Genomic DNA, 13,464 nt, shown 5'->3' with positions numbered 1-13,464 from the left:
TTCAGCCCCCTACAGCACCGCCGAGATAAACTGCTTCAGCTCGGCGGTCTGGGGGCGGCTGAACAGTTCGCCCGGCTCGCCCTCTTCATGGATGCGCCCCTGGTGCATGAAGACCACGCGATCTGCCACGTCTCTGGCGAAGCCCATTTCATGGGTGACCAGTATCAATGTCATGCCTTCCGCCGCCAGCGCCTCCAGCACGCGCAGCACCTCCCCCACCAGCTCCGGGTCCAGGGCAGAGGTCACTTCGTCGCAGAGCAGCACCTTGGGCCGCATGGCCAGCGCCCGAGCAATGGCCACCCGCTGTTGCTGGCCACCGGACAGCTGTGCCGGGTAGGCATCGTACTTGTCGGCCAGGCCGACCTTGCTCAGCACTTCACGGGCGATTTTCTCGACCTCGTCGCGCTTCTCGCCGCGCACCACGACGGGGGCCAGGCACACGTTTTCCCCCACCGTTTTGTGGGGGAACAAGTTGAAGCTCTGAAAGACCATGCCCACGTTTTCGCTCAGCTCACGGGGGGACATGACACCCGCATCCAGCGCTTGACCGGCAATGGTGATCTCGCCGCTGTCGTGCTGTTCGAGCTGATTGAGGCAGCGCAGCAGAGTACTTTTGCCCGAGCCGCTCCGGCCGATGATGGCCACCACTTCGCCCTGGGCAACGGAGAGGTCGATTCCCTTGAGCACTTCCAGGTCACCAAAGGCTTTGTGAACGTTATCAACGCAGACCAGCGTCATAGAGCTTTTTCTCCAAATGGCGCGCGTAGCAGGACAGCGGGTAGCACAGCGCGAAATACAGAAGGGCCACCAGGGCAAAGATGGTGAACGGTTCGAAGGTGGCGTTGTTGAGCATCGTGCCCGCCTTGGTCAGCTCGACGAAGCCAATGATCGAGGCCAGCGCGGTGCCCTTGATGACCTGTACCGAAAAACCGACCGTGGGCGGTACCGAAAGCCGCAGCGCCTGGGGCAGGATGACATGACGCATGGTTTGGAAGTAATTCATGCCCAGCACCCGAGCGGCATGCCACTGCCCCTTGGCAACGGCTTCCAGGCAGCCCCGCCAGATATCACACAGGAAAGCGCTGCTGAACAGCGTGAGGGCCACGGAGGCCGCCAGCCAGGCAGACACGGGATACCCCAGCGCCGCCGCACCGAAAAAGATCAGGAACAGCTGCATCAGCAGCGGGGTGCCCTGAAACACATCCACGTAGAGCGCGGTGAGGCGTTGCAGCCAGCGCGAGCTGGAGAGGCGCATAAAGGTCAACACCAGCCCCACCGTGGCCCCGCCGACAAAGGCAATCAACGACAGCACCACGGTCCAGCGGGCCGCCAGCAGCAGGTTGCGCAAAATATCCCAGAAGGTGAATTCGATCATCGTTGTTCTCCTTGCTGGTAGGCAAAGACTCGTTTACCCACTTGCATGAAGACGCGGCGCATCACGAACGCCAGCAGCAGGTAGATCAAGGTGATCAGCAAATAGACTTCGAAGCTTCTGAAGTTGCGAGACTGAATGAAGTTGGCCGCGTAGGTGAGATCGAAGACCGAAATTTGCGACACCACCGCCGACCCTAGCATGACGATGATCGACTGGCTGATCAGTGACGGATAGACACGCGCAAAGGCCGGGACCAGTACCACATGGCGATACCCCTGAAGGGTGTTCATGCCCAGCGCTCTGGCGGCTTCCAGCTGCCCCCTGGCCGTGGCACTGATGCCCGCACGCAGGATTTCGGCACTGTACGCGGCAAGGTTAAGGGTCATGGCGATAAACGCCGCCGTGATGGCGTCCAGCTTGATGCCCAGGCCAGGCAGACCAAAAAAGATAAAGAACAGTTGCACGATGAACGGAGTATTACGAATGACTTCGACATAACCGCCCAGCCCCCAGCGTACCCAAGGCTGACCGTTTACCCGCAGATAAGCTACCGCTACCGCCAGTGCCAAACCGGTCAAGGTGGTCACCACGGTCAAGATGACCGTGGTGGTCAAGCCTTTGATCAGCTCACCGACGTAGGGCAACAGGGTCAAGAAATCGAGTGTTGGCCCCATGACGACCCTCAGCTACCAAAGCCGTCGGGCAGGTCGGCACTGAACCAGCGCTGGGAAAACTCGTTCAGGGTGCCGTCCTCGAGCGCCTGAGCAATCAACCGGTTCACTTCAGCCTGCAGCGCTGCTTCGTTCTTGTTCAGGCCGATATAGCAGGGGGAATCACGCAGTTGATACAGCAGGGTCGGTGCGCGGCGACTGTTGCGCTCGGCAATTTCTGCGGCCACCACGTTGCCGGTCGCGACATAGTCCACCTGGCCAGACAGAAAAGCCGAGATGGTGGTGGCATTGTCCTCGAAACGACGGATGGTGGTCGAGCTGGGGGCGACCTCGGTCAGTTCCATGTCTTCCACGGCGCCCCGCGTCACGCCGATGGTTTTACCGGCCAGCTCGTCGGGGCCGGCGATGCTTTCATCGGCGTCAGCGCTGAAGACTCCCAGGAAGAAAGGCGCATAGGCCTCCGAGAAATCGATTGCCGCTTCACGCTCCGGATTTTTGCCCAGGCTGGAGATCACCAGGTCCGCCTGGCCCGTTTGCAGGTAGGGAATGCGGTTGGCACTGGTCACGGTAATCAGCTCCAGCGTCACGCCCATCTCATCGGCAATGTAGTTGGCCATGTCGATATCGTAGCCGCGCGGCTGCAGATCGGTGCCGACCGAACCAAACGGCGGGAAGTCCTGCGGGACCGCAATACGTATGGTGCCACGGGATTCGATGGCTTCCAGCGCATCCGCTTGCACGGCGGTGCTGGCACCCACGCCACCCACGGCCAGCGCAGCGGTCACACCGGTGGCCAGCACGCCGGATTGGCAACGTTTCAAGAAGTGCTGAATAGATTGTGTAAAGCCCTGAGGGGTCGTGCCCATGATGCTCTCCTGCAGTTATGCGATTGGCCAAGCCAGCGAGTGCGACAGTCGCGTATGAATAGCGCCGTGATGAAAGCTTCGTTGCAAGCAAGTACAGTCCGAAACTTTTGTTTCACAGCCTCAGCAGAGCAATTACAGGGCCACTCAGGCACAAAGTGCATGGATAACAGCAGTTTGAGATTTTTTCAGGCAGGCAGATGCCTGTCGAAGCAACGCTTCGACAGGCCTCAACGTTCGTGTTTGGTGCATCAAGAACCAGCACGCACCATTATTGGTGAGCGTCCCAATCCACGCTCATCACTGGCGCTGCCAGCTCACTCAGCGCCTCGTACTGGTCGCTGATGTCACTGATGCGCTCTCGCCCATCACTCAGGTTGTGATGCAGCACCGCATTGGCCAGCAGGCAAATCAGGCTATTGGCGGTGGCGTAGCTGTCGAAGGCCGACAAGCTTTCCAGAGGCACTTCCATGAACCACGACACTTGCGGCACGAAGGTAGCGGCGGTGGGGTCGGCGATCAGCAGCACCCTGGCGGGCGAGCGCTCCAGGGCCGTCACCAGTGCCGCAAAGGCCGTGGGCCGACGACGAAAGCCGAACAGCACGATGGTGTCCTGCTCGGTCAAATCGACGATCTCTTCCGCCAGCGACTGGTTGGGCTGAGGCGCCAGGCGTACTCGCCCACGCGCCTGAATCAACTGCTGGCGAAGATGTAGCGCCAGCGGATAGCTGTTGCGAAACCCCATGACCACGATCTGCTGGGCAGCCGCCAGCGCATCGACGCAGTCGGCAAACGTGGCGGGGGGCAAACTGGCCAGGCAGCGCTGGAGATTCTCCTGTTCGCGCTGCAGGTGGCGCTGAAACGGTGCACCGCCCTCCTCCTGCATCGCATCGTCATCGATGACCAGCGGCACCCCCAGGTTGCGCAGCTGCCGCGCGTGGGTCTTGACCGTGCGAAAGTTCTCGAACCCCAGCCGCTTGAACAGACGGCTCACCGTGGACTTGGATACCCCCGTCAGTCGCGCCAGATCGGCGGCGCTGTAGACCGCCAGATCATCGAAATGGTCGAGAATGAACGTGGCGACCCGCTGCTCCTGGGCCGTCAGCGCATCGAATTGGGCGGCAATCCGTTGTCCTATGTGGGGCGTCATGGTGTCCTATCGCATCCTTGGGTTACTGAGTCGGTGCGGGGTGGTGTTCGGCCCAGTGACGAGCGATATCGACCCGACGGGCGACCCATACTCGATCATGCGCTTCGATATGGTCCAGAAAGCGCTGAAGCGCACGGAAACGGCCCGGGCGGCCCAGCAACCGGCAGTGCATGCCAATCGAAAGCATTTTCGGCGCCTCCTCCCCTTCGGCATACAGTACATCAAAGGCGTCGCGCAGGTAGGTAAAGAAGTGGTCGGCGGTATTGAACCCCTGCGGCGCCGCAAAACGCATGTCATTGGTATCGAGGGTGTAGGGCACCACCAGATGCTGGTGCTCGGCACCCTGGCTGTCGCTCACGCGGGTCCAGAAGGGCAGGTCGTCGCCGTAGTAATCGCTGTCGTAGAGAAACCCGCCTTCATCCAATATCAGACGCCGCGTATTGGGGCTATCGCGGCCGGTGTACCAGCCTTGTGGCTTCTCACCGTACAGACGCTGGAAAATCTCCATGGCTTTTTGCAGGTGCTCGCGCTCTACGTGCTCGGGCGTTTCCTGATAGTGAATCCAGCGGTAGCCGTGACAGGCCACTTCATGGCCCAGCTCCTTGAACGCCTGCGCCACCTCCGGGTGGCGCTCCAGCGCCATGGCCACCCCAAACACGGTGAGCGGCAGCCCACGACGCTCAAATTCGCGCAGAATGCGCCACACGCCAGCTCGCGAGCCGTACTCGTAGATGGACTCCATGCTCAGGTGGCGGTCGGGATAGCTGGCTGCCCCGATGATCTCGGAAAGGAACTGCTCGGACCCCGCATCCCCGTGAAGCACGCAATTCTCTGCGCCCTCTTCGTAGTTGAGTACGAACTGCACGGCTATTTTGGCGCCGTTGGGCCACTGGGCATGAGGGGGCGTTTGGCCGTAGCCAATCAGGTCACGCGGGTAATGGGAAGACATGGTCGGGCTCCTTTAGCGAGGCAGCGCATTTTAGTTTGTATACAAAATAGTCATTTTAACCGGCGCCTGCAATGCAGCGCAGGGCTAATCATTTGAGTTCTCGACGCTTTGACGGCCCCTGCTGAGCCAAGCTATTGAAACCTGAATGATTGGTCAACCCGTATCGAGAGCATCAAGTGCATTAGCCCCTTGCACTTGGCTAAAAACCGCCCTATTTTTGTATACAAGATAGAAAATATTGTTCACACAAGAGTATCCGAACGTGCATATACGTCTGATCAACCCCAATACCACGGCGGCTATGACGGAAACCATTCGTCAAGCCGCCGACAAGCTGGCAGCACCGGGGACCCTCATCAGCGCGACGCAACCCGAGGCTGGCCCGGTCTCCATCGAAAGCCACTTCGATGAAGCGGTGAGCGCAGTAGGCGTTGCCGAAGAAGTTCTGAAAGGCGAACGCGAAGGCGGTATCGATGCGTACGTGGTGGCCTGCTTTGGCGACCCTGGCCTGCTGGCCGCCCGCGAGCTGACTCGCGCGCCGGTGATCGGCATTGCCGAAGCCGCCTTTCATATGGCCACGCTGATCAGCACTCGCTTCTCCATTGTGACGACGCTGGGACGCACCGGCATCATCGCCGAGCACCTGCTGGAGCAGTACGGCTTTCGCCACCACTGCCGCCGCATCCGCGCCGCCGAGATCCCCGTACTGGATCTGGAAGATCATCCGGACGCGGCGTTCAGCCGTATCGTGCAGGAGTGCTGCCGTGCCCGCGACGAAGATGGCATTGGCGCCATCGTGCTGGGCTGCGGGGGCATGGCCAACCTGACCCAGGCCATTAGCCACGAGGTAGGCCTGCCCGTGGTGGAAGGGGTGAGCGCCGCGCTGAAACTGGCCGAGTCGCTCGTCGGGCTGGGCTTGCAGACCAGTAAATACGGCGACCTGGATTACCCGCGCCGCAAAACCTTTACCGGCAAGTTTTCAGGTTTTTCCGACCTGACGCTGCCACCCACGCGCCAGTGAAGAGCTGACACCAGCAACCGGCCGTAAAAGAAAGCACGCCTACAAAAAATCATAACAACACGACGAATATCAGCATCAGCACGCCACGCCGCAAGCGTCTCCCGGGCAGCCTACTGCCCGGGTTACCAATAACATCGATAATCTTGCGAGGACGGTAACATGAGCACTTCTACCTCTGCTCTTACCTCAGAAGAAGCACCCAACGCGGCGCAGTCAGCCGCCAGCAAAGCCGTCGGCGCAGAAAGCCTGGCGCCGCAAAGCACCCGTATCATGGGGCGCACATCCTACTTTCTTGCCTGGTTTGGTGGCTGCGTGTCGATTGGCACCTTCGCCATGGGCTCCAGCGTGGTGGGCACGCTCAACTTGCTGCAAGCCACGCTGGCCATCGCCATCGGCTGCTTTGTGATCGGCGTGGCGCTGGCCATCAATGGTGCCGCCGGATACAAGTACGGCATTCCGTTCATGGTGCAGGCGCGCAGTGCCTTTGGGTTCACCGGAACGCGTATCCCCGGGCTGGTGCGCGCCGTGCCTGCCATCGTGTGGTATGGCTTCCAGAGCTGGATTGGGGCCGGTGCCCTCAACATGGTGTCGGCGACGCTGTTCGGCTTCGACAACCTGATCTTCTACTTCATCACCTTTCAGTTTTTGCAGATCGGCCTCTCGGTGCTCGGCTTTCAGGGCATCAAGTGGCTGGAGAATATCGGCAGCGCTTTTATTCTCTGCTCGCTGATGTACATGTTCTACGCCACCGTGCAGCGCTATGGCGATGAGCTGTCGGCCAGCCTGCTGACCATGGAAGGCTCCTGGGGCATGCCCTTCTGGAGCGCCACCATGCTGTTTCTGGGCATTTACAGCACCATGATGCTGAATGTAAGCGATTACTCGCGTGAACATAAAAAAGGCACCGGACAAGGGCTATTGACCACCATTTACGCCATGTCGATTCTGCCCTGCACGCTGTTCATGGGCTTGATCGGCTACATGGTGTCCCAGGCTACCGGCACCGCCGACCCCATTCAGGTATTCGCCAACGCCGTGGATAACACCCCGCTGTTGATGATCACCCTGCTCTTCATCGCCTTTGCCCAGGTGACCACCAGCGTGCTGAACAACGTGGTGCCGCCCACCTACGTGCTGATGGACGTCTTCAAGCTCAAATTTCCGGTGGCCACCGTGATCGTCGGTCTGCTGGCCTTTGCGACTTTCCCCTGGAAACTGGTGCAGCCGGAGTCGGCCGCAGGCCTGCAGCTGTTCGTGCAAACCTACTCGGCCTTCCTCGGCCCCATCTTCGCCATCCTGGTCGTGGACTACTACGTCATCCGTCGCCGCACGCTGGACATCGGCAAACTCTACGATGAAAACGGCCCTTATCAGGGCATCAACCAGGCCGCACTGATCGCCACGGTCGTCGGCATCGCAGCCGCCCTCGCTTTCTCATCGGTCTCCTGGTACGCCAGCCTGATCCCCGCCGGGCTGACCTACTACCTGCTGATGAAACACTGGCCCGCTTGCCAGCGCTTCACTCAGTAATCCGCCCTGCCCTTGCCTGCCACCTTGCGTGGCGGGCATCTTTCCGAAAGCATACTCCTTGCGTACCCTGAAGCGTTCAGGCGTCCACTTTCCAGCACGCGGCCCAATGCTGTTGGCCGAGCACTTTAGCGGGAGGCACGTGTTGTCGGCACTCCTCTGTGGCCAACGAACAGCGCGGTGCAAAGGCACAGCCCTGTGGTGGAAACGCCATGTCCGGCGGAGAGCCAGGAATTGCACTGAGTCGCGCACCTTTTAACTCACCAGAAGCACGCGACTGCATCAATCCTAAAGTGTAAGGATGTCGTGGTGCGCGAATAATTTCATCCACGCTGCCTGTTTCCACGACGCGGCCTGCATACATCACCGCGATGCGGTCGGAAATCTCATTGGCAACGCCCATATCGTGAGTCACAAAAATGACCGACATACCCAACTCACGCTGCAAGTCGCGTAACAACAGCAGGATCTGTATCTGAACGGTCGCATCCAAAGCCGTTGTCGGCTCATCCGCCAACAGCAGCCGTGGGCGGCATGACAAGGCCAGGGCAATCATGGCCCGCTGGCTCATCCCCCCCGACATTTCATGGGGATAATTGGACAAGCGTCGTTTGGCGGATGGAATCCGCACCAGCTCGAATAGTTCCAGTGCCCGCGCCAAGCCCTCTGCGTGACTTACCCCCTCATGGCGGCATACCGTCTCGGCGATTTGATCACCTATACGAAAGACAGGGTCGAACGCGAGCATCGGTTCCTGAAAAATCATCGAGGTGGTAAACCCCCGATAGGCCGACAGCTCACGCCGCGACATGGCGAGGATATCTTGCCCGGCTACTGTCACATGGCCTTCCATGGACGTTCTTCGTTCGGGCAGCAACCGCATCAGCGCGCGTAATGTCACACTCTTGCCCGAGCCACTTTCCCCCAGAATCGTCAGTACCTCGCCTTTGGCAAGGGTCAAATCAACGCCGTTCACCGCCTGCACGCAACGGCCAGGGGATTTGAAGTGCACTTTCAGGTTTTGTACCTCCACCAATGGCTCGCTAATGGAGGTCAGCGCCTGCGGGGATGGCTCAGAAGATGTCTGGCAGTTCAAAGGATCATGGGCCGTCATAGCGATGCTTCCTCAACACTCGATGTCGTTGCCAGCAACTGCACTTCGGTTGCCCGGCAACAAGCCGAACGGTGTTCGAAGTGGCGCGTCGCCCCCTCCTTCAACGGTCTCAGCTCTGGCTCTTCTGCACGACAAGCCTCCACCGCCATGCTGCAACGCGGGCAGAATCGGCAACCTCGGGGCAAATCAATCGGGTTGGGAGGATCACCCGCAAGTGGGGCTGCCTGGGTGCGATTATCGGGATCCATGGAGGGCATGGCCGACATCAAGGCGCGTGTATAAGGGTGAGCGGGTGCCTGATAGAGTGACTCACTCTCGCCCATTTCAGCGACTCGCCCTAAATACATCACCATCACACGATCACTGATGTATCGCACGACATTCAGGTCATGGGAAATGAAGAGATAGGTCAAACCGTACTCTTGCTTCAGGTCGACCAGCAAGTTGAGCACTTGAGCTTCTACCGATTTATCCAGGGCCGAAACGGCTTCATCAAGAATCAGTAGCCTGGGTTCAAGTGCCAACGCGCGAGCAATATTGACGCGCTGGCGCTGCCCCCCGGAAAGCTCATGAGGATAACGACTCGCAAACTGATTCGGGAGCAGGCCGACCTGGTCCAGCAGCTTGCGAGCCCTGGCAGTGGCTTCTTTCTTGCCAAGGCCATGTACCTGAGGCCCAAAAGCGATGGACTCCTCGACGCTCATACGGGGGTTGAGCGAAGCGTAGGAGTTTTGAAACACCATCTGAACCTGGCGACGCATGTCGCGCAGCGACAAGCCGCCAGGCGTACCGACGGGATCGCCATCGAAGATCACTTCACCCGCATCGGGGGTCAGTAGCTGCATCAACAGGCGTGCCGTGGTGGATTTACCACAGCCTGATTCGCCGACAATGCCTAACGTTTCACCTTTCAAAACGTCGAAATCGACACCATCAACGGCATGCACCTTACTGACAGGACGGCCGAAAAAATCTTTTTTGATAATGAAGTGCTTGCGCAGCCCTTTCACGCTCAACAGTGGCTGGGCAGCTCCTCCTCTATCACGGGGGTCCAAGGGTGCTGTCACGGCTGGAGAAGCGTCTATCGAAACACGTTCAGCATTCATAGTTTCACATCCATGGCAGAGCGCAGACCATCGCTGAGCGTGTTGAAACAGATCGATACCGTAAAAATCATGACGCCGGGCAGAATGGTAATCCATGGGTTGACGTAGATGGCATCGCGCAAGGTATTGAGCATAAGGCCCCACTCCGGCATCGGCGGCCTGGCCCCTAAACCAAGAAACGAGAGACCTGAGGCCAGGATCATGCTGACGCTGATGAGCGAGGTGGCATAAACGAAAATGGGGCTAAGTACATTGCCCAGTACATGGCAGCGGATGATTCTCAAACTGCCCGCCCCACTGGCACGGGCGGCTTCAATGTAATCGGCGCTGCGTATTTGCGTTGTCACACTTTCCGCGACCCGCGCAATGGGTGGTATGAACACCACGGTCAACGAGAATAGCGAGTTGATGATGCCTGCACCCAATGCCCCCGCTAACGCAATCGCCAGCAGCACAGCAGGGAAGGCATAAAACACATCGATAATGCGCATGAAGATGGTATTGGTTTTGCCTCCTACAAAGCCTGCGACAATACCGATCGCGCTTCCTATCACGAACGCGTTCACCACCGGCATGACGCCGATCAATAGCGATAATCGAGCGCCGTAGATCAATCGCGAAAGCATGTCGCGACCTAGCTCGTCGGTACCCAGCCAATGGCCTGATGTACCAATCGGCCGCAACCGCGACATCATGCTGGTTTTATACGGGTCCATGGGAGCCAACCAGGGAGCAAATATCGCCATGGCCAGGATACACAGCAGGATGATGCCTGCTACCAGTGCGACAGGGTCACGCCTCAGGCGCCGAAATACCGGCCCCCAGTACCCTTTGCTTGGGGTCACCTGCACGTCGGTCTTCGCCGAAGCATCAAGAGAGGTCGTTGTCATGAGATTCTCCTAGCCGATCAGCCGCGCTGAATACGTGGGTCAAGGCGCGCCTGGACGAGATCGACCATTAAATTGAGCGCTACAAAGAACAACGCCAGGATCAAAATCGTGCCTTGCAAGATGGGCAAATCGCGCTGAAAAATAGCGTTATTGAGCAACAACCCTGTCCCAGGCCAAGAGAACACGGTCTCGACGAGAATTGAGCCACCTAATAGATACCCTAACTGCAGCCCCATCACCGCTAACGCAGTAGGCGCGACATTCTTGATGACATGCAAAAAGATACGCCGCTCTGCCAAACCTTTAGCGCGCAGCGCTTCAACAAACTCGTGGGCCAGGATATCCGCCACCATGGCTCGCACCGTGCGCGTAACGACGCCCATGGGAATCACCGACAGCGTCACCGCAGGTAGAATCAAGTGGCGCAGGTAGGCCCACTCGAAACTCCAATCGCTGGAGCTTCCCGGCCCTGCACCGGAGGAAGGCAGCCAGCTCAGCTCCACTGAAAAGATGATCACCAGCAGCATGCCCAACCAGTAGTGCGGAATACTGACGCCACCCACGGCAACGCCCGTCACGATGCGGTCAAGCATGGACCCCTGGTAATAGCCGGCGAGTGCTCCAAACGTGCACCCCAAGGTAAAGCCAATCATTGACGCAGCAGCGGCGAGCAACAGGGTGTTTTTGAGGGCGCTGAACACTTCTGTCGTCACTGCCCTGCCATTGGCGGCCGACATGCCCAGGTCACCCTGCACGGCTCGGCTCACCCAACGCCCAAACTGCTCTGGCAATGGCCGGTCAAAGCCGTAGGCTCGCTGCACCATCGCGACGACGTCACTGGGCGCATCGGGAGAGACGACGGCGTCCATGGGGTCGCCCGGTGACAGATGGACCAATGAGAAACAGAAAAAACTCACCGCCAAGGTGATCGGAATGACATACAGAATTCGCTTGAGGAAGTAGGTGCTCATCGTGTCTCCTGGCTATGCGCGGAGTGGCTGACAAGCCACTCCGCGTGCATAACTCACTCCTCGATATAGACGGGGGTCAGGTCCTGGAACCAGTTTTTAGCCTGAACAAACCCTTTGACGTGGGGCTGCATCGCGCGCGGGCCAACGTCATGGGCTACCCACAGCCAAGCGGCATCATCGACCATGCGGGCATGGAACTCGGCGAGGATGGCGTCTTGCTCGGCTTGATCGAAGGTGACACGCGCTTCATCCAGCAAACGGTCATATTCAGGGTCATTCATATAGCCCCAGTTGAAGCCATTGGGGGGAGCCATACTAGAGTGCATGAAGCGGTAGAAAGCAGAGAACGGGTCCAACCAGGCGAAGGTGATGTTGGTCGCATGCGCTCCACGACTGCTGGCATCCGCAGCGCCACGACGCCAGTTTGGAAATAACGACTCCCAGTCCAGCACTTCAAACTCGAGGTCGATACCAACCTCCGCAAGGTTTTGCTGAATGTACTCATTCATGGCCAAGGGCTGCATTTGGCCGGAGCCGGAGGTCGAAATGAGCACTTTGATGTCGACGGGATTGTCGGGGCCAAAACCGCTCTCGGCCAATAGCCGCATGGCTTCTTCAGGGTCGTAGCGGGTTTCGAAGGTGGGCTCGCCATACCAGGGATGATCAGGCGCCACGATACCCACTGCGGGCACCATCAAACCACCCAGCATGGCTTCCAGACCTTCACGGTCCACTGCCAAGTTGGCCGCTTTGCGGACGTTGATATCACGCCAGGGGCTGCCTTCTTGCATGGAGAACTGATAAGGCCAGGTGTGCGGATAAGGGTTGCTGGTGATCTCCATACCTTGAGACTGCATACGAGGAATGGCATCTGGCGCCGGTGACTCGATCCAATCGACCTGCGACGAGAGCAGTGCGGAAGTGCGCGAGCTGGATTCAGGCATCGGGATCAGTTCGAGTCGTGTCAAACGAGGCACACGCGCTTCATCCCAATACTCCAGGTTGGGTTCCAGCACGGCACGCTCGCGAGGCACCAGGCGCGTCAGCTTGAAAGGCCCTGTACCCGAAGGAGCGCTGGCAAACGCATCCCAGTCACCGCCCAATGCTTCCCATTGCGCAGGGCTTGAGAAGAGCAGGAAGGAAAGCTGGTAGGGGAACCATGCATCTGGCTCGCTGGTGGTGAACTGAATGGTGTAGTCGTCTACTTTTTCGTAGCCATCCATGGAAGGAATACGGCCCCGGACGTTACCTGCCTGGCGGGCATCGAACTGCTCGGACGCTTCATCGTAAATTTTATCGAGGTTCCAGATGGCAGCGTCGGCATTCCACTCACTACCGTCATGGAAAAGCACACCCTCACGCAGATTGAAAACCCACACTCGCTGGTCTTCCGCATCGACCTCCCAGCTTTCCGCCAGCCCTGGCGTCAACCCACTTACCTCCTCTGCCGAGGACATGTCCCAGTTGATCAACGCATCATAGATGGTGTAACCGAGGAAGCGATAACCCTCGAAGCCGCTATCAGGCTGCCCGGTCGTCAGCGGAATATCGGAGGCCGTCATCGCGATACGCAGCACTTGCTCGTCCGACATGGCTGGGGCTGCGAAAAGCGCTACGCCCAGCGATAACAGCGCGGTACGTCGGGTTTGATGCATGAAACGCAGGGTCGCCACCATTTTCTTGTATACCATTTTAATCGTCCCCTTACTGTTTACTTAGCAGAAAGCAAAGCTCTTGATGCTTATACCGTGCTTAAGTAGTGCAAGAGGAGTGCCAAAAAGGAGGCCAACCATCAAAACGGTGCCAAAAGCAGCAAAAATCAATGTA

General features: G+C 58.7%; 13 protein-coding genes. 2 read left to right on the top strand and 11 right to left on the bottom strand.

Features of this window, described 5'->3' with window-relative positions:
- Positions 1-9: 9 nt before the first annotated feature.
- From IE061_RS04305 to puuE, 6 genes are all read right to left on the bottom strand, one after another.
- Positions 10-738, bottom strand: coding sequence for an amino acid ABC transporter ATP-binding protein (locus tag IE061_RS04305; protein ID WP_016916213.1), 729 nt, complete (start codon positions 736-738; stop codon positions 10-12).
- Entirely contained in the window at positions 719-1,375 is a 657-nt protein-coding gene (locus IE061_RS04300; RefSeq protein WP_016916212.1) for an amino acid ABC transporter permease, read from the bottom strand. Before IE061_RS04300 ends, IE061_RS04305 begins: the two co-directional genes overlap by 20 nt.
- Positions 1,372-2,049, bottom strand: a complete 678-nt coding sequence (locus IE061_RS04295) for an amino acid ABC transporter permease (protein WP_039175427.1) — start codon at positions 2,047-2,049, stop codon at positions 1,372-1,374. Before IE061_RS04295 ends, IE061_RS04300 begins: the two co-directional genes overlap by 4 nt.
- Before the next feature lie 8 nt (positions 2,050-2,057).
- Positions 2,058-2,912, bottom strand: a complete 855-nt coding sequence (locus tag IE061_RS04290) for a transporter substrate-binding domain-containing protein (RefSeq protein WP_016916210.1) — start codon at positions 2,910-2,912, stop codon at positions 2,058-2,060.
- Positions 2,913-3,180: 268 nt separating this feature from the next.
- Complete coding sequence (locus IE061_RS04285) at positions 3,181-4,059, bottom strand: MurR/RpiR family transcriptional regulator (protein ID WP_193461053.1); 879 nt, start codon at positions 4,057-4,059, stop codon at positions 3,181-3,183.
- Between the two features lie 22 nt (positions 4,060-4,081).
- Positions 4,082-5,008: an allantoinase PuuE gene (gene puuE, locus IE061_RS04280; protein ID WP_039175422.1), complete on the bottom strand. Its 927-nt coding sequence runs from the start codon at positions 5,006-5,008 to the stop codon at positions 4,082-4,084.
- Positions 5,009-5,270: 262 nt separating this feature from the next.
- Between puuE and IE061_RS04275 the strand changes: the two genes are divergently transcribed.
- Both IE061_RS04275 and IE061_RS04270 read left to right on the top strand, forming a co-directional pair.
- Positions 5,271-6,029 (top strand): aspartate/glutamate racemase family protein, encoded by a 759-nt coding sequence (locus tag IE061_RS04275; protein WP_039175418.1) that lies wholly within the window; start codon positions 5,271-5,273, stop codon positions 6,027-6,029.
- A gap of 159 nt (positions 6,030-6,188) precedes the next feature.
- Positions 6,189-7,559 carry an NCS1 family transporter gene (locus IE061_RS04270; RefSeq protein WP_193461052.1) on the top strand — a complete coding sequence of 457 codons (1,371 nt, stop codon included), beginning with the start codon at positions 6,189-6,191 and terminating at the stop codon, positions 7,557-7,559.
- Between the two features lie 76 nt (positions 7,560-7,635).
- Here the strand turns inward: IE061_RS04270 and IE061_RS04265 are convergent, their stop codons facing one another.
- Genes IE061_RS04265 through IE061_RS04245 form a run of 5 tightly spaced genes read right to left on the bottom strand, consistent with a single transcriptional unit; the run spans position 7,636 to position 13,328 of the window.
- Positions 7,636-8,670 (bottom strand): ABC transporter ATP-binding protein, encoded by a 1,035-nt coding sequence (locus IE061_RS04265; RefSeq protein WP_193461051.1) that lies wholly within the window; start codon positions 8,668-8,670, stop codon positions 7,636-7,638.
- Positions 8,667-9,776, bottom strand: a complete 1,110-nt coding sequence (locus IE061_RS04260; protein WP_193461050.1) for an ABC transporter ATP-binding protein — start codon at positions 9,774-9,776, stop codon at positions 8,667-8,669. Before IE061_RS04260 ends, IE061_RS04265 begins: the two co-directional genes overlap by 4 nt.
- Positions 9,773-10,666: an ABC transporter permease gene (locus tag IE061_RS04255; protein ID WP_144979602.1), complete on the bottom strand. Its 894-nt coding sequence runs from the start codon at positions 10,664-10,666 to the stop codon at positions 9,773-9,775. The genes IE061_RS04260 and IE061_RS04255 overlap by 4 nt, the downstream gene beginning before the upstream one ends.
- A gap of 17 nt (positions 10,667-10,683) precedes the next feature.
- Entirely contained in the window at positions 10,684-11,637 is a 954-nt protein-coding gene (locus IE061_RS04250) for an ABC transporter permease (protein ID WP_039175412.1), read from the bottom strand.
- 53 nt (positions 11,638-11,690) lie between these two features.
- Positions 11,691-13,328 carry an ABC transporter substrate-binding protein gene (locus tag IE061_RS04245; protein WP_096921435.1) on the bottom strand — a complete coding sequence of 546 codons (1,638 nt, stop codon included), beginning with the start codon at positions 13,326-13,328 and terminating at the stop codon, positions 11,691-11,693.
- Positions 13,329-13,464 lie beyond the last annotated feature (136 nt).

Origin of the sequence: Vreelandella hamiltonii (genome assembly GCF_014651795.1) — a bacterium.
Taxonomy (GTDB): domain Bacteria; phylum Pseudomonadota; class Gammaproteobacteria; order Pseudomonadales; family Halomonadaceae; genus Vreelandella; species Vreelandella hamiltonii.
This window is presented reverse-complemented; position numbering and strand designations above follow the sequence as displayed.